A 17,290-nucleotide genomic window follows, 5' to 3' on the forward strand; every position below is an offset into this window, starting at 1 on the left:
TCCGATCCATACTTCGACATCAATTTTTGAATTAATGCAATTTTGAATCTGCTCATCAGTTTTAATCAAAATACATCTCAAATTAAGCAACTCCTTCAAAGTAAAAAAGCACCGAACAAAACGCAGGTATACTGCGATTTTGAACGGTGCTTCCGTTACGAATTGGATTTAAATATATATTACAAAAAAGCCGAAAATTTGACAATAGTTTAAATTGTACAACTCCATTTTTTAAGAAAACTTGCGGAGGGAAAAATTACACACAGCAAAATGTATGCTTGGATTGTTAAAATGAGTGTGCAAGTCTGTGGAGGTGAATATTTTATGGCAGATAAAATATCTACTGAAGCAAGAAGTAGAAATATGAGTGCTATCCGTTCCACACATACAAAAATTGAGGATAGGGTTTCTAAGGAGTTATGGCATCACGGTTTTCGATTTAGAAGAAATGTGAAAAATCTAAGAGGAAAGCCTGACATTGCAATAAAGAAACATAAAATCGTAATTTTTATTGATTCTTGTTTCTGGCATTCTTGCAACTTGCACGGTCATATTCCAAAGTCAAACGTTGAATTCTGGGTACAAAAACTTGAGCGTAATAAGCAAAGAGATATTGATACAACAAGATATTATTCAGATAATGGCTGGAATGTGCTAAGAGTTTGGGAACACGACTTAAAAGAAAATTTTCAAGGGACTATTCACAGCATTATCGAATTTATTACATCTTCCATTAATTTCGGCAAAACAAATAACCGATAAAAAAAGCTAAATCCAAAGGACTTAGCTTTTTGTTACTCAAGAAACTGTTTGTTGTACCAAGAATGTAATTCGTTATCGGATTGAAAGTCAGGAACATTTCCTACAATGTATTTTCTCCAATTCTTATTGAGCTATCATCGTAAGAATTAGTCATATTTTTGTCCCGATAATGTCTTACTGCATTCAATGCACTCAACAGTACATTTGCGTTCATATTCAAGCTTTTCAGAAGCAGATAAACCGACAGGATAATTTTCTATTTCTTTAACCAACATTACGCCGCCACAGTCACATTGAAACAAGAGAATTCCCCCTTACCCCACTTTAAGCTAATTGTCCCAGTACTGGCTCCATATAGCAATCTAAAAATTCTTCGGTTACGCCTCTTATTTTTCTCTTTTTACATAGAGCATAGAGTTCTTCAACGGCTGAATACGGGAAAAACCGAGCATTTAGTGATTGGAATTGTGGCTTGGTTGCCTCTTTAAATACTTTGTCACGGTCTTCATCAGCTGCTACAATCACATAACGTGTAGGGAAAGGTGGTAATGCGTCTTGCAAGCCCTTCATACGAGTTAAACCGCTTGTAACACCTGTACTATGTTCAACTTCCATTACTGCTGGCATAAGTTTTCCGTTTTTGAACCATATGCAGTCAATTAACAAAGCAGCACGATATGCGTCTTCAAATGGTGCTATAAGATTTTCATTACGAAGGGAACTTACCACGCAATCCATTTCACCGATTTTTTTATTTTTATAAACAATTCCTTTATCATTTTGAGCTACCCAAGTACGGAAGTTAAGGTGCTGACCAATCTCAATTAAGGCAATTTGCATTTGAGAATGTCGCCTTTTTACCTCAATGTCCATCTCTGGTGTTTTGATTTCATCAGGTAAAACCAAAGCATCGTACAATACTTCAACAGTCGGAACTTCTGAAATGACAATATCGGCTTTTGATTCATACATTGCTCCAGGCGGGTGAGGATTATCGGGACACCACATAAGGTGTTTATGTCCTCTACGAATATTAGTATTCGAACTGATACTTTCAATTCGACCTGGATAACAATAATAAAACTGAGGTGTATGTGCCATCAATGCTTCAAGAACTGAACGGGTGTTATAACTACCACCAAGCACTCTATCAAAGTTAATCGGATGATTTGGGAAAAATGCATTTGCGATACGCCATATCATTTGTGCTGATATAGATTCTTCTGGTGCAGTTTCCCACGTCTGACCTTCATTCGGCTTAATTCTCTTTATTATTATTGGACCCTCAGGATATACAACATCAACGATTTTTATTAATCCAGTAGTTCTTTTATGAACATATTGGTAAGATTGATTTCTTGGTAATCTTCCGATTTCATACACTATGTTCGAGGCAGTTAGTCTCATCTATTCTCACCTTCAAAAAGTCCAAAATTGTTTCAGCTATACCTTTTGAAGCTAAGTAGGGAACTCCATTCCCAACTGTTTTAAAAGCATCACTAAGCGTAATATTTTGTGGTAAGGTAAACTCCTTTGGCAAGGATTGTATCGCAAGTGCTTCCGCAACAGATAATCTACGGGCTTTATATGGATGTAAATGAACCTCATTATTACCATAAGCAGCTGTAGGAGAATATCTCCAACGATGAAGTCTCTTATACGATTTTTTGGAGTCGTCACCTTCTGGTATTGATTGAAATTTCACAAGACCAGCCCTTGGTGTAAAATACATTTCAGCATTCGGGTGGTTATATACATCGTTTTTTCTAAACCAATATTCAACTGTCAACTCTTCAGGAATGCCCTCTGGAATGGGCATTTCACTCTCCTCTACAAAAGGGGTTGTTTGGATCCAAGGCATCGCCGCTATATCTTCAAGTTTATATTTTATATGTTTCTCCCAAGGAAAAATATCCGAAAGTGTTTCATTCTGTGTAGGATGAAAACCTAAATCGTTGAGAACTGTTTTTTGGAAACCAATCAAAATAATTCGTTCTCTTTGTTGTGGAACTCCATATTCAATTGCATTTATCAGACGTTCGGTAGTCAGATAACCTTCATTATGGAGTTTGGTTTTCATTTCCTCATAAAAAACTCTATGTTTTTTAGTACGCCAAAGTCCTTTAACATTTTCCAAAAGGAAAAAATCTGGTTTTTGCTGACAAATCAATTCAACATAAGTTCTTGTCAGTTTACCATTGTCGCCTTCGTGACCTTTATTTTTTCCTCCAACCGAAAAATCAGGGCAAGGCGGACCACCGATAAAACCAACTAATTCACTGCTCTTTCTTGCTTCGCTAATTAATTCTGCAAACTTTCTACGCTCTGGTTCCTGCGTAAACTCTGAAATATCTCTTAAATGGTATCCGAATTTAGGCTCATCAATTTTTAGAATTCTTCTGGAGTGTATATAAGTTTCCATAAACGGACGATGATACTCATTAACAAAAGCCATATTATAGCCACTCTTCTCAAAACCTAAATCTAAGAAGCCTGCTCCAGAGAAAAATGAAAAGATTGTTGGCTTATTATTCATTTTTAAACCTTCCTCAAACGAAATTCGACATATCTTACTATACTTCCACGGCAACACCTCTAAATCCTGCTTTACGGCATTAAATGTTTTTATTTGATTACTGAAATAAATAAAGACCGTTATCGTAGCTGATAACGATCTTCTTTTTATCAAATTTGTAATTTCAAAAAGCAGCTATATAATTCCAGAGTAATAATTAAAAAGGATGTGATGTTAAATTGTCAAAAGACGAAAAATGGTATTTGCAGATATGGTTTGTTATCTTAATGCTTATAGTTTTTTCACCAGTCGGGTTAGTGCTAATGTGGTTAAGTCCAAAGTTTAACAAAATAGCGAAAATAATAATTTCATTATTTTTTGCAATATTATTTATTAATGTAATAGTGACTCAAGAACCAAGCACTACCACGATCCAACCAACTAATCAGACTGAAATTGACAAACAAGCACAAGAAGCTAAAAAGATTGAAGAACAAAAGAAAAAAGAATTAGAGCAGAAAAAAACTGAAGAAGCTAAAAAAGCTGCCGAAGAAAAAAATAAACAACTACAACAAGAATTTAAGAGGTTATTCGATAAAACTAAATCAAAAGTAACTTATGGCAATGAGATTAATCTAGAATATATGAATCAAGAATCCTCTAATGATTTATTAGTTCTAGGTTATAATGTTAAAGTAAATTCTAATGTTAGTGTAATGGTTGTAGCTACCTATAAGGAAAGTAACGGAGACTTGCAAGCCATAGCAGTAAAACCTTTGATTAAAGATTTTAATACTGCCTTACAAGATGATAATGAATTTATGGAATTCCTCAAAAAATATATGCAAACATTGCAAATAGTAATAATGATGTCAAATTCAGAAATTGATGAAACAAAGGCTTTAGAGATGCTTCTTGGTGATTTTAACTTTGTCAACATAGCCAAAGATATTAACTCTGTTGGAGGAAAAGTTGTAATTAATTCTTATGAGTACACTTTAAGTCAAGATAAAAAATTAGGACTTATTTTTATGGCTAAAAAGATTAATTAAAATTTTCTTTTATCTAAAAATTCAAATTAAGTAAATATAAAAATAAAAAAACAATCACAACTTGAAAAGGAGCCTCTGCTCTTTTAACTTAAATCAAAAGCGAAAGAAGGTTACTTAGTTCTTCTCTCGCTTTTTCAATCACATAAATTTTAACAAAATACTAAAGTTTGTAATATATAATAATTTCAATACAACGAATTAGGACTACGTATATCACGTAGTCCTATTTTCTTATTAGACTTTATGTTTTTCATACCATTTTGTATGAAATCATTTATAATGAAATCAAATAATACAGTCGGAGTATAGAAAATGAGCGATTTGTTAGAACAAATAGGCAATAAATTGAAAGCAATCCGATTAGAACAAAACCGAACCGTTGACGAAGTGGCTCAAAATAGTGGGTTAAGTAATACATACTTGTGGCAAATGGAACGGGGAGAAGTTAATTTCAGCATTAAAAAGCTTGAATCCGTTTGCCAAGCATTAAATATTGAAGTGGAAGACCTATTTCAAAAGCAAGAAAAAAACTCTTCGAAAAATGAAGAGTTGATTAAGAAAATAATCATATTATGTAGGGATAAAACTGAACGGGATTTAAAAGCTATTATTGCTTTCTTAAAAGCGCTAGATTAATCTCTGTTCATTGAATATCCACCAATTTCAAAAGCCATAGCTTCCATCAGTTTTGTTCGATACATAGGAAACCCTCTGTTCTCTTGATTGTTAAAACGTAGGGTAAATAAAATGAAAAAGTATTCAAAAACAACTGCAACATTTTTATTACCAAACATTTTTAGGAAAGATTGTATCGTTAATGAAGCCACTCGGATAAAATTAACAAAATCGAGCGAGGAATGCGTATCTAAATCTTCCTCTGAATAAATCCTTACTTGCGATGCGGTTTCAAGCAAAAAGATGACGTAAAAATAATAATTGGCGTTATGATAGTCATTTACATAGTCCAATGAAAAGAAGTCATTCTCCAGAATGGCTTTTTTCTGTTTTGTCAGTTCTTTTATATTGATAAGTGCAAAGGCTCTGGAACCAGAATTCAAGGCAGTCCTGTACTGATTAAAACAATCATATGACAGGTTTATTTTCTCCTTTTGGTTGTAATCTGCAATAGCGTTCAGATAATGATTAATTTGCATTTTAGCAGTTGGTTCTTTAATTGAGTTAGTCAACCTAGTGTAGCTGTCGCTAATTCCTTTTAAGGTATTAGGAATAAATGCAAAGATTTTGTCCCCTAAATCCATTTGTTTGATTAGGTGATTGACAAGTTGTAAATCTTCTTGAAGATCATCAGACATTGAGGTGTTTGCGACTAACATAAGACTACTCCTTTATAAATATATTTAATTATAAATGTAAATATATTTATAATTTATCACACTCGATTCCGTGGCGCAAGAAAATTTATCCATAAGCAAAAGACCTCTTAGTTGAGGTCTTTTGCATTTTTACAATTACTGCATATAATTCTAGAGTTATTTTTATATAAGGATGTGAATAATGAAATGATTTTATTTATTGGAATATTAAGTCTTATTACTTCTATTGGTCTTGGATTTGCTTCATTCATATTATTTATACAAAAGAACACTAGATTCAAAAAACTATTAGTCTACACTGTAATTGCTTTTGGTATATTTGTAAATTTTACTATTTGGTCAGTCACAAGCGAATTTAATAATGCTACTGACATTAAGAACCAAAAAATAGCCGAAGATTTAGAAAAAATAGATAGAATGAAACAAATCTTATTAGAAGACAATCAAAAAGAGGAGCAGAAAAAAGCGGAGAAGACGACTATAGAAGAAAAAAAAGCAGCAGAAGCTAAGAAGGCTGATGAAGCAAAAAAGGTAGAAGAGGTTAAGAAAATTGAAGAAGCCAAAAAGTCACTTGGTATGACACCAGAGCAATTTAAGCAAAAATTTAATAATGTGGCAAATAGTATTGACACCGCTTTAATTATTAGTGATGTAACTGTTGAAAAAGGTCCAGTACAAGATGTTTTTCAGTATAGTTATAGTGATAGTTTGTTTATTCAAGGAGCGGTTAATCACTCAAATGGACAAATTAGAAATTTAAGTGTTTGGTTACTGCCAGACCGTGACTTAATTGAGGTTACTCAATTTTTATTAGCTGGAATCTCTCTCACTTCCACTGTTGATACTAACTTAACAAAAGACGAAATAAGCGATTTAATATTACAGGATCTAGGATTAATGAATGAAGAATTCAAACGTGATGGCAATTATAAGAAAGAAATTGTTAAAAATAACAATAGATACCAATTATTTAAAGATAATGATTTAGGTATTATTGTTTTTGAAATTAGAAATGCAAATGATAAAAATTAATGCCAGAAAAAAGACACGTACTATTCAACAAGTGCGTGTCTTTTTTATCTTATTCGCATTGTTGATTATGCTTAGTGTATATTTTAGCCTCTACTCCAGAATTTTGTGGTTTGTAGAATTTAATTCCTTTAAGTTCGGGTGGAAGGTAATCGTGATTGCTTCTTGGATTATCAATGGGGTTTAAATAGGTCTTAGAGCCGTCTCTAATGTCTTTGGGTACCTCGTATGCCTTCGTACTCTTAACAAGCGCCAGAGCGTCATTTATGGCTTTATAAACGCTATTTGACTTTGGACTCTCACAAACAAAGATAACGGCTTGTGCAAGCGCCATACGGGCTTCTGGCATACCCACAAACTGAACTGCGTCTTTCGCCGCTAACGCTATCTGTAAAGCAGTTGGATTTGCCATCCCCACGTCTTCGGTTGCGTGAACCACGATTCTTCGGGCAATGTAGAGCGGATCCACGCCACTGTATAACATTCGAGCAAGCCAATAAATTGCCCCATCAGTATGACCAGCTCTCATACTTTTGCAGAAAGCAGAAACAATATCATAAAAATCAGTATTCGTAATAGCATTGATTCTGGATTGGTATGCCTCTTTAATAAGCTGCAGATCAATAGTATTACTGTCATACAAAGAATAAGCTGCTGTTTCTAAGGCAATCAAAGAATTCCGCACATCTCCATTAGAAACGTCCACCAAATAATCAAGAGCTTCGTCTGTGATTTGGTATTTGCCCCCTAACCCTCTTTCGGGGTCTGTCAAAGCAAGGTTAATTATTTGTTTATGCTCTTCTTGTTCAAGAGGAACAAAATTATAAACTCGACATCTGGAAACCAGCGGCGGAATAATATCGTGAGCAACTGACTCCGTTGTGGCTCCAATCAAAATAAATGTTCCATCTTCAACAACAGGAAGAAGTGCTTCTTGAACATTGCTTTTCATAGCGTGGATTTCGTCAATGAAAAGAATGGTCTTCTGACCGTAAAGTTTAAGATCATCCTTGGCTTTTGCAATGGCTTCACGAAGGTCGGCAACGGTCAGATTGACCCCATTCAATTTTATAAAGTTTGCATTAGTCATTTTGCTGATTATAGTCGCCAAACTGGTCTTTCCTGTCGAAGGTGGACCCTGCAGAATGATGGAAGTCAATTTATCATTTTCAATAAGTCTTCTTAAAACTTTACCTTCTCCAAGCAAATGCTTTTGTCCAAAAAACTCGTTAAGATTTCTTGGACGCATTTTTTCGGCAAGGGGTTGATGCTCAATACTACGGTTATAGTCAAATAAGTCCATAAAAAAATCACCCTTATGAATTTTAACATAAGAGTGATGCTCTGAACATTTTTAGAGTAAACCTCTGGCATTCAGTTTAGAATTTAAAAGTTCAATATGACCCAAAAGAACACTGTTTTCTTCTTCCAGTCGTTTGATTTTTACGCTTTGTCCTTTAGACAATGCCTTTTCTTCCTCCAACTGTTCCTGTAACTTATGAATACGGGCTTCTGCTTTTTGAAGCTTCAATTCAAGTGATTCTTTTTCTATTTGGAGTGCTTTCAGTTCTTTTTCATAATACTTGTTCTCTTTATTTCCATATCGCTTTTGCCATAAATATTCATTCCAAAGTTTTAGTATATGTGGCTTGTATAAAACCGTTCTGGAAACTTCCGAATATAAAAGAATTTTGCTAGCTGTTATAGGGGCTTTATCGCCTTCGTTTTCACGGATAAATTGTATGGCACTTTGTACTTTTTCAATCGTTTCTTCACGTATTTGCTGTTGTGTTTTTCTCAGATTCTGGTTCATCCATCTCACCTTTTTTTATTTTTTCTATGATCTTTTCTTTGTATTGTTCAATTCCGTTTTCACAAATTTCAATAATTCGCTCTAATAAAGAAACATTTCGTATAGCATTTTCAAATGAAGCCGCTCGCTTGGGATTATCGGCAGTTTCTTTCATAACATTTTCCCAATACTCTAGTTCTTTTTTATAAGCCTCATAATAATTAGCGTTTGGAACAAACCAATTGCAGGCATAACATTCAAATAAAACAGCAGTTCCCCCACTAGGGTTACAACCTTGAATATAACTGCACATTCCTACGCCCTTCTTTCCCCCAGCTTCCCAGGTCAAGTAAGCTTGCGGATTTTGATTGAGTCGCTTTATAGTCTTCTCGTCAAGATTCATTATTTGAGTTTTAAAGGCAACAGGAGCCTTTTCAGGTTGTGTTAAATTTTTAGTAAGAATTTCTTTTTGAATGTCTTTCAAAGGGTGCGTGTATTTTTGAACCATATTTTTATTTTTATGACCCGTTAAAACCATTGTTTGCTCTGTTGTATACCCACCCAAATATCTTCGGTCTGTAACCGCATTATGTCGGAACTGGTGTGTGGTTGGAGCATAGATATTTCCGTTCTTATCTTTGATTTTGAGAATTCTGGCAAGTTTTCGGAATTCACGGTTCATTTTTTCTCCATTTAGGGCGTACAATTTTTTATTATAATGAGTAGGTATATTTGTTTTTAACTTGCCATTTTCATCTTTTGTAAACGAAAAACCAAAAGATAAAAATAAATATTTGCTGTAATATTCCTCAGCTACAGGATACTTTTTTAACCGTTCCTTAGTCTGTTCCTGCAGCCGCTTTATAAGTGAAACCACATATTCACCGTGACCGCCATAAATGATAGGAATGGCTTTGATTTCTTCAACGAGATAGCCACCATTTTGTTTCCAAGTAGGAACGTTTAATACATAATAGCTATAAAAAGATTTAAGACAATCGATTTTTAAACTCAACACTTCGGTCCCTCGGTTAGGGAATGAACGCAATAACCAATAAGCAGTTCGAAATTCAAGAGGAATGTCCAGTTCCTCATTTTTCATAACCGCATCCCATTGCTTATACACTTCTTTTGGGATGTACTTGTGGTCATTGTTTTCTTTTATTTGTGGAAATGGATTTTTGTTTTTGGTTGGGATAGCTGGAAATTCAGGAAACTCACTCATTGTCTTAAAAAAATCTTGAATTGCATTGTAAGCAATACGGCACATATAGGGTGATTTCTTTTCCCTCAAAAAACTTTCATAGCTTGCAATAATTTTTTTATTTATATCTTTCAGTTCAAGACCTGGAAAGTGCTTCTCAAAATAATTTAGAAAAAAGTTAATGTAGATTATGTTTTTGTTGATTGCCGATATAGAAGCCCTTTTTAATAAGGCATAGTATTTAACGATTTCTTGGTACTTGGGTGCGATTTTATTAAAATACAGCGTATATGCATATTTTCTTTGGTTGTCCTTATGTTTCAAGGAACAATACCATTTCTCGTCCTCAAATGAAAATTCTCCGTATTGAGTAACTTTTTGCTTTAACTGTTGACGTAAGGTATCTGTATATAAAGGTGTTATTTTAGCAATCTGCTGGTTTTTCAATTTTCATCCCTACTTCCCTTGCTTTTTCTTCTGACTTTTTGATTGCAGTATCGTATAATGACAATCGTTCTTTTTGACGCTGGTACTCGATATAATTTTCATAGTCGGTAATGTTTCTTGCCTTATAATCGTTTTCCATATCCTTCAAATAATCCGCCTGTTCTTTCCGAGACCGATATAAATTTGGTAAATATTGAGGTCCAGTGGTGAGAAATCGACAGCCCATACAACTTTTCTTCACACAAGGACCAAACGAAATATGTTTGATACAAATACCGTTTTTCTCAGGCGTTTCCCGTGAACCTAGTTTAATTTCTTGTATTAACGCTTTTTTCTCTTCTGGCGAAAAAGCCTCTAATACTTCAGGTTCAGTCATATCATTGAACATAATCTCAAAGAATCCAGCGTCCAGCTCTGCGATTTTTTCTAGCTGCATATCGTTATAATGCCTTTCAGTGGTTCTTGTACTTAAATGACCAATGAAATCGGCAACTTCTTCGAGCGTAGCCCCTTTAGAAATAAGTTCAGTAGTCACCGTTTTGCGACATTGATGGTGGGTATAATGATACACATTGCCGAAATTATCTCTAATTTGGTGCTTTTCAATCAGATTATTAATATGGTTAGCAATCCACTTCGGACTGTATCGGGTAATTCGGTTGTGCTTCTCGGTAATAAATATCTCTTTAATACCGCTTTTTTGTCTCAATGCCTTCGTCTGTTCGATTTGATTTATAATACATTGAACTAAGACTTCCTTTGCAGGGATAGTATGATACTTGTCCAATCCTTTTCGCTCTCGATGTTTCAAGTTTTTAAAGGGAATGTATCTCAACATTAAATGATTTAATTCTTCGTCAAAATATAAACAATCTTCTTCAAGAGCAAGCGCTTCGGAAACTCTCATTCCAGAGTGCATCATAATAACCCAAATATTTTTAACGTGTTCTGGCAACTCGTCCAATTTACTCTGCATTGCCTCAATCACTTCTTCAGGAATATAATTTGTTTTTTCTGAAAACGAGGAAACGTTATGAAATTGAATTTTCATAAATGGATTGGATTGGGGTGAATTAGATTCTTCCAACAACCATTGATAAAACAATTTCATCTCCGTAATTGTCTCTTTAATTGTGGTAAGTCTATATTTTCGATCCCCATCTTCTTTACGAACATTTTGCAGAGCATCAAAAATATGCTGTACGTGGGCAAAGTTTAAATCTAAAAATGAATTGATTTGATAAGGCGTTTGGTTAAATACCTCCATAAATCGCCTGATGCAAAGCAGTCTAGCCCGTATGCTTTTATGCGTTTCTGATGTTTTTAATAATGACTGACAATATTGTTTAACTTCTTTTTTAAGTTGATAGTCGAAATAGGAAAAGTCCAGCGTAACCGTATTGATAATTTGTAATTGAGTCGAATACAACTTCCATTCGTCATCTTCAAAGCGATATTTCCATTTTTTTGATTCTTGATGTTGAATAGCATAAATTTCGAGTGATTTCTTTCGGAAAATATTATCGTTATTATCCAAATACTTCTTAACTCGATTATTTGAAATATAAGGCTCCATACTACCGTTAAAAACGTAGTTATATAAACCTAAATATCCAACCAAGACTCTGTGACGAATAAAATCTTTCCCACACTCGTCAATGAATGTCTCAAAGTCTTCTTTGTAGTTGGTCAAAAAATACTCACATAACTCTGCTTCCGAAATACGGTCTCCAACCGCCTCACATAATTTCCAAAAATACTCTTTTTCTTTGTTTTTCAGAGCAAGTGTCAATTTATTTAACAACTTATCTATAAAAGGTCCAACAACTTCTACAATGGTCTGGGTATAATGGCGACTAGGGAAAGCATATTGCTTTTCACCGTCTAAATGGTCCCGCAAGAAATTGTAAACATTCACATTAGAAATCCGCTTTCCGTTGCTAAACATCCATTCGCAAACTGTTTCCAGAAACTTTTTATACTCTTCTGAAAATATCTGGTAAGAAATATTGAAGATATTCGTGTCCTGAGTTGTTTTCATTAACTCTTGAAATCCCTTTATATTCAGTTCAATTAGTACAGAATGAAGCTGTTTTACCAATTGTTCTAACTCCTGAACTTCATTCAATTTCCAACATAACTTGATTTCCTTTTCGTTTATAAGAAACCAATTGGCTCCTCCTCCAACCTTTCTAAGAGCTTGTACAGTAATCATTTCTAACACCTCAACAATTTTCCGAATCTTCAGTCTTTTCATAAGACAACAATTCAACAGTTTTAAGTTTTTGCTTAGAAGATGCTTTATCTGTGTAATGTTTTAGGGTATCACTGCTCGACCAACCCATAATATCCAAGATAATTTGTTCTGAAATTTTTCCTTCATACAGCAGCTCAACTAAAGTTTGTGCTTTGGTGCTTCTGCCACTGTGAGTCCGAATTTTCTTTGTATCTAAACCACATTTATTAGCTGCGCTTTTTAGGATCCTTAAAAAGTTCCTTCTCTTTAAAGGCTTCCCTTTATAAGGACCCTGAAGATTGATAAATAAATAAGGGCTAAATTCCACATTGGCAGGAATATATTCTGCACGAATGTAATTTTCAATGTCCTCTACCAAACTATCAGAAATCGGCAGGTCACGGTCCATCGTCTTTGCCAACGACTCGTTTTCAACATTAAGATGTCGTCTAACCCTCAGTATTTTCTCAAAAGAATCGAAGTCAATTTCACGTAAGCCCAAAATCTCTCCGATGCGCATTCCTGTTTCAATGCTAATTCTGAAAATGACTTTATCCCTTTGGGTAGGTAAATGTTTGATAATCTCCTGTATTTGTTCTTGCGTATACCATTTGATATGGTCACGCTTTTCTTTATATTTTAGTTTTTTTGTCAGTTGGTTCTCGTCTATATTAAAATCCCAAATTTGTCCGTAAAGGAATTTAGTTTTGAGAAACCTTTTGTCTTGTTTATTCTTCTGATTGCCATACTTTACTGGATTGCTTTCAATTTCACCGTTATCTTCAAGCCAGTTATAAAAGTTTTTCACAACACTTATATGAAATTTTATAGAGTTAATACTTTTCTTCCCTTCAAAATCAACAACTTCTTCGCCGCTATAACCCATAAGGTATTTTACATAATGCTCAATGGTCTTTTTGTTTGTTACCTCTCTGTAATGAATATTCAGTTGTTTTAGAAAGCGTAGATAAGTAAGCATTGCATATGCATATCTCGCCCCCGTGAGATAACTATTGAAGCTGTTTAGGTCTAACCAACGATTGACTTCTGCAAGAGGGATATAATCCTCTGTGATAATGTAACGGATAACAAATTCTGTCTCAGAGTTATCTAAAGGAACTTTGGCTTTTTTAACTTGTAAACTCATTTGTTATGACCTCCCTTGTTGCAAAACCATATACAATTGGATATGCAAATTTTTGCATACTATTATTATAACAACCTAGCTATAAAATGCGTTTTGCCTATAAATTGTTTTAGTTTGGTTGGTGTTGTCATTATATAAACAAATGTAAAAAGGCGCAAATTAAACAATATATTTTTTACTTCGTGAATATACAAGAATATTCAGGTATCTATCCGTGTATACGCTATTGTTTTGTATTTTTATACTAATCACATTGGTTTTTATGCGTTATTATAGATTTGATTATTGTTAATTGGGGTACATTTATTGTGTAAAAAAATTTTTTGAAGTAAGTAACTGAATATTTATGAAGGTTATACAGAGGGTATCTTGTGGTTATCTTCGACTTTTGAGGATAGAGTTAATTAAAAAATCTACCTCCCGCCCCTTCGGTTGGGCTACGTCCACCTCCCTAAAACATACTATTTCAAATTCATTTCTCTCTTAAAATCTATTTAATAAACAAAAAAATCGTGAACAGATTAATAGACTGTTCACGATTGATAGATTTAGAGCTGATAAGGCTTGAGTTGAATAGTGTTAATGATATTAATTGTTTACATTTTGATAACAGAACGTCCAAAAACAGAATCGTTTTTTTGCCGTACAATGACCGATTACGCTTGGCCTGATCGATCACTTCACGGACATCTTTGACACTGGCATCCACTGCGTTCAGCTTGACGAAGATGCCGGAGGTACGGCGGGAAATAATATGGGCAAGTGTCGTTTTTCCCGTCCCGGGCGGACCGTAGAGCAGAATGGAAGTCACTTGATCGGCCTCGATCGCTCGGCGGAGCAGTTTGCCCGGTCCTACGATATGCTCCTGTCCGATATATTCCTCTAACGTCACCGGACGCATCCGGTCGGCAAGCAGCTTGCCGGACGAATTTTGTTCGGCCGCCATCGTAAACAAATCCATATCCATTCACAACACAACCTCTTAGCTTCATTTGCCTTATCGCATCGATAAATTCAAACTTTACCGTTTGCTGTTTATTATATCAAAAATCCCTCTCATGAGCACACCCGCCAGACCGTCACGCCCGCGACGCGCGGCGCAAACCGATGCCGCCTTGTTTATCGCATTCCAAATATTGCAAAAAAAGCAGCCCTGAGTTTGTTAGGCTCAAGGTTGCTTTTTCAGTCGAGCGATGTTTTACTTGATGCCGGCTTTCTCCAGCAGTTCCTTCACCACGACACTCACCATGATCAGTCCGACAACGGGCGGCACAAAGGAATTGCTGGCCGGAGGCTGCTTGGCTTTGCGGATATCCGGCGCATTCTCCGGAACGATTTTTTGAGTCACGTCCACTCTCGGCTTCACCGGCTCCTCCGTAGAGAAAACCACCTTTACACCTTTCTTGATGCCTTCCTTGCGCAGCTTGTGCCGGATGACACGGGCAAGCGGATCGACGGAGGTCTTGGAGATGTCGGCCACCTGAAAGCGGGTCGGGTCCATCTTGTTGGCTGCGCCCATACTGGAAATGATCGGAATCTTGCGCTGCAAGCACTGTTTGATCAAATGAATCTTATAGCTGATCGTATCCGATGCGTCAATCACATAATCAAGCGGGTACTCAAATAACTTCTCATATGTTTCTTCTGTGTAAAACATGCGCAGAGCGACAGCATCGCATTCCGGATTGATCTGAAGAATACGGTCTCTCATCAGCTCCGCCTTCGGCTGGCCAACGGTCGACATCAGCGCGTGAATTTGGCGGTTGATGTTTGTAATATCGACGACATCCTTGTCGATCATCACGACCCGGCCAATGCCGGTGCGGGCCAACGCTTCGGCGGCGATCGAACCGACGCCTCCGATACCCAGTACCGCTACCGTACTGTTCTTCATGACCTCAAGCCCTTCCGGACCGATAGCGAGCTCCGTTCGGGAAAATTGGTGCAGCATGAGGGAAGCTCACACTCCTTTTCCAATTCGTTTATTTGTTTGTCGGCGGCTTTAACGCCAATCGTATCGAAAGCTGCTCCAATTGCTTGTCGTCCACCGCTCCCGGCGCATCGGTCAGCAGATCCGTCGCGCTGGCTGTTTTCGGGAATGCGATGGTCTCACGCAGGTTGCTGCGTCCGGCAATCAGCATAACCAGGCGGTCGAAACCGAAGGCGATCCCCCCGTGCGGCGGTGTGCCGTACTCGAAAGCCTCCAGCAGGAAGCCGAATTTTTCTTGAGCGTCTTCTTTGGAAAAGCCCAGAGCCGCGAACATTTTCTCCTGCACTTCCCTTTGATAGATCCGCATGGAGCCGCCGCCCACTTCGTAGCCGTTCAGCACGAGGTCATAGGCTTGAGCGCGAATTTGGCCCGGGTCCGTATCGAAATAGTGCAGATCCTCTTCCTTCGGACGTGTAAACGGATGGTGCTCGGCCACATAGCGCTTCTCTTCTTCGTCATAGCTGAGCAGAGGGAAATCAACGACCCAAGCGAATTTGAACTGGCTGTCGTCGATCAGCCCAAGCTGGCGTCCGATTTTGAGACGCAGGTTGCCCAGCACATCCGCGACTACTTTCTTCGTATCGGCGGAGAACAGCAGCAAGTCTCCTTCTTCGGCTTCCAGACGTTCCTTCAGGGCTTCAAGCTCCTGCTCGCTGAAAAACTTAACGATCGGCCCTTTCAGCTCGCCTTCCTTGTACGTCATCCAGGCAAGGCCCTTGGCACCGTAGCGGGCCGCAAACACACCCAGATCGTCGATCTCCTTGCGGCTCCATGTTGCGCATCCCTTAGCGTTCAGCGCCTTCACCTGGCCGCCCTTCTTAATGACGCTCGCGAAGACCTGAACGCCCGAATCGGCAACAATGTCAGACACGTCCTTCAGTTCAAGTCCGAAACGGAGATCGGGCTTGTCGGAGCCGTACTTGCCGATCGCGTCCGCATAGCTGATGCGCTGGAACGGAGCGGGAATTTCCACACCGGCCGTTTCGCGGAACAGCCTTACAATCAGCTGCTCCATCAGTTCAAGCAGTTGATCCTGCGACAAGAAGGACGTCTCGATGTCCACCTGCGTAAATTCCGGCTGGCGGTCGGCGCGCAGGTCTTCGTCGCGGAAGCAGCGTGCGATCTGATAATAACGCTCCAAGCCGCCGACCATCAGCAGCTGCTTGAAAATTTGCGGCGACTGCGGCAGCGCGAAAAATTCTCCCGGATGAACGCGGCTTGGCACAAGATAGTCACGCGCTCCTTCCGGCGTGCTCTTCGTCAATATCGGCGTTTCGACGTCAATAAACCCATTCTCGTCAAGGAAGTCGCGGAATACCTTGGCCGCCTTGGAACGGAGCATTAAGGTGCGCTGCATTTCCGGACGGCGCAGATCCAGATAACGGTATTTGAGACGCAGCGATTCATCGATTTCGATGCCGTCTTCGATGAAGAACGGAGGATTTTTGGCCGCATTCATAATCTCGATCTCCGTGATCTGCACTTCGATCTCGCCTGTCGGAATATTCGGATTCACCGTCTCTGCATCCCGCTCGACGACTTTCCCGCGAACCGCCAAAACATATTCGTTGCGCACACGGTCGGCCACAGCCAAGGCATCTCCTGAAAAAGCAGGATTGAACACGATTTGCACGATACCGCTGCGGTCGCGCAGGTCGATGAAGAGCACGCCGCCCAAATCGCGGCGGCGCTGCACCCAACCGTTCAGAATGACCGTCTCTCCGACGTTTGCCTTGCTCAATGTTCCGCAATGATGCGTTTTTAACATCTGGGTCATGTTGA

15 protein-coding genes and 1 pseudogene are annotated in these 17,290 nt (G+C 37.7%); 4 read left to right on the plus strand and 12 right to left on the minus strand.

Features of this window, described 5'->3' with window-relative positions:
- Positions 1 to 324: 324 nt before the first annotated feature.
- On the plus strand, positions 325 to 762 hold the full coding sequence (locus IJ22_RS13595; protein ID WP_062409206.1) for a very short patch repair endonuclease: 438 nt from the start codon (positions 325 to 327) through the stop codon (positions 760 to 762).
- A gap of 146 nt (positions 763 to 908) precedes the next feature.
- On the opposite strand, the gene IJ22_RS26355 is transcribed toward IJ22_RS13595, so the two are convergent.
- Genes IJ22_RS26355 through IJ22_RS13605 form a run of 3 tightly spaced genes read right to left on the minus strand, consistent with a single transcriptional unit; the run spans position 909 to position 3,298 of the window.
- Positions 909 to 1,064 carry a hypothetical protein gene (locus tag IJ22_RS26355; protein ID WP_160327384.1) on the minus strand — a complete coding sequence of 52 codons (156 nt, stop codon included), beginning with the start codon at positions 1,062 to 1,064 and terminating at the stop codon, positions 909 to 911.
- Between the two features lie 22 nt (positions 1,065 to 1,086).
- Positions 1,087 to 2,169: a restriction endonuclease gene (locus tag IJ22_RS13600; protein WP_145862536.1), complete on the minus strand. Its 1,083-nt coding sequence runs from the start codon at positions 2,167 to 2,169 to the stop codon at positions 1,087 to 1,089.
- Positions 2,138 to 3,298 carry a DNA cytosine methyltransferase gene (locus IJ22_RS13605; protein ID WP_062409207.1) on the minus strand — a complete coding sequence of 387 codons (1,161 nt, stop codon included), beginning with the start codon at positions 3,296 to 3,298 and terminating at the stop codon, positions 2,138 to 2,140. The genes IJ22_RS13600 and IJ22_RS13605 overlap by 32 nt, the downstream gene beginning before the upstream one ends.
- A gap of 218 nt (positions 3,299 to 3,516) precedes the next feature.
- On the opposite strand from IJ22_RS13605, the gene IJ22_RS13610 reads away from it, so the two are divergent.
- Both IJ22_RS13610 and IJ22_RS13615 read left to right on the plus strand, forming a co-directional pair.
- Complete coding sequence (locus tag IJ22_RS13610) at positions 3,517 to 4,329, plus strand: hypothetical protein (protein ID WP_062409208.1); 813 nt, start codon at positions 3,517 to 3,519, stop codon at positions 4,327 to 4,329.
- 312 nt (positions 4,330 to 4,641) lie between these two features.
- Positions 4,642 to 4,965 (plus strand): helix-turn-helix domain-containing protein, encoded by a 324-nt coding sequence (locus tag IJ22_RS13615; protein WP_062409209.1) that lies wholly within the window; start codon positions 4,642 to 4,644, stop codon positions 4,963 to 4,965.
- On the opposite strand, the gene IJ22_RS13620 is transcribed toward IJ22_RS13615, so the two are convergent.
- Entirely contained in the window at positions 4,962 to 5,663 is a 702-nt protein-coding gene (locus IJ22_RS13620; RefSeq protein ID WP_062409210.1) for a hypothetical protein, read from the minus strand. The two genes, IJ22_RS13615 and IJ22_RS13620, sit on opposite strands and share 4 nt — an antisense overlap.
- Before the next feature lie 186 nt (positions 5,664 to 5,849).
- On the opposite strand from IJ22_RS13620, the gene IJ22_RS13625 reads away from it, so the two are divergent.
- The gene (locus IJ22_RS13625) at positions 5,850 to 6,695 is read left to right on the plus strand and encodes a hypothetical protein (RefSeq protein WP_062409211.1); all 846 of its coding nucleotides are present in this window, start codon (positions 5,850 to 5,852) and stop codon (positions 6,693 to 6,695) included.
- Between the two features lie 49 nt (positions 6,696 to 6,744).
- Here the strand turns inward: IJ22_RS13625 and IJ22_RS13630 are convergent, their stop codons facing one another.
- The 8 genes and pseudogenes from IJ22_RS13630 to aspS form a co-directional block, all read right to left on the minus strand.
- Positions 6,745 to 7,995, minus strand: a complete 1,251-nt coding sequence (locus IJ22_RS13630) for a replication-associated recombination protein A (RefSeq protein ID WP_062409212.1) — start codon at positions 7,993 to 7,995, stop codon at positions 6,745 to 6,747.
- 51 nt (positions 7,996 to 8,046) lie between these two features.
- Positions 8,047 to 8,505 (minus strand): hypothetical protein, encoded by a 459-nt coding sequence (locus IJ22_RS13635; protein WP_062409213.1) that lies wholly within the window; start codon positions 8,503 to 8,505, stop codon positions 8,047 to 8,049.
- On the minus strand, positions 8,465 to 10,135 hold the full coding sequence (locus IJ22_RS13640; RefSeq protein WP_235594129.1) for a tyrosine-type recombinase/integrase: 1,671 nt from the start codon (positions 10,133 to 10,135) through the stop codon (positions 8,465 to 8,467). The genes IJ22_RS13635 and IJ22_RS13640 overlap by 41 nt, the downstream gene beginning before the upstream one ends.
- Positions 10,113 to 12,350 (minus strand): tyrosine-type recombinase/integrase, encoded by a 2,238-nt coding sequence (locus tag IJ22_RS13645; RefSeq protein WP_062409214.1) that lies wholly within the window; start codon positions 12,348 to 12,350, stop codon positions 10,113 to 10,115. The genes IJ22_RS13640 and IJ22_RS13645 overlap by 23 nt, the downstream gene beginning before the upstream one ends.
- Before the next feature lie 10 nt (positions 12,351 to 12,360).
- Complete coding sequence (locus IJ22_RS13650) at positions 12,361 to 13,518, minus strand: tyrosine-type recombinase/integrase (protein ID WP_062409215.1); 1,158 nt, start codon at positions 13,516 to 13,518, stop codon at positions 12,361 to 12,363.
- Positions 13,519 to 14,134: 616 nt separating this feature from the next.
- Positions 14,135 to 14,479: pseudogene (locus IJ22_RS13655) on the minus strand (AAA family ATPase); the annotation flags it as partial.
- A gap of 237 nt (positions 14,480 to 14,716) precedes the next feature.
- Complete coding sequence (locus IJ22_RS13660; RefSeq protein WP_062409217.1) at positions 14,717 to 15,469, minus strand: tRNA threonylcarbamoyladenosine dehydratase; 753 nt, start codon at positions 15,467 to 15,469, stop codon at positions 14,717 to 14,719.
- Positions 15,470 to 15,500: 31 nt separating this feature from the next.
- Entirely contained in the window at positions 15,501 to 17,285 is a 1,785-nt protein-coding gene (aspS, locus tag IJ22_RS13665; RefSeq protein ID WP_062409218.1) for an aspartate--tRNA ligase, read from the minus strand.
- Positions 17,286 to 17,290: the final 5 nt, after the last annotated feature.

Source organism: Paenibacillus naphthalenovorans, from assembly GCF_001465255.1.
Classification (GTDB): Bacteria; Bacillota; Bacilli; order Paenibacillales; family NBRC-103111; genus Paenibacillus_G; species Paenibacillus_G naphthalenovorans.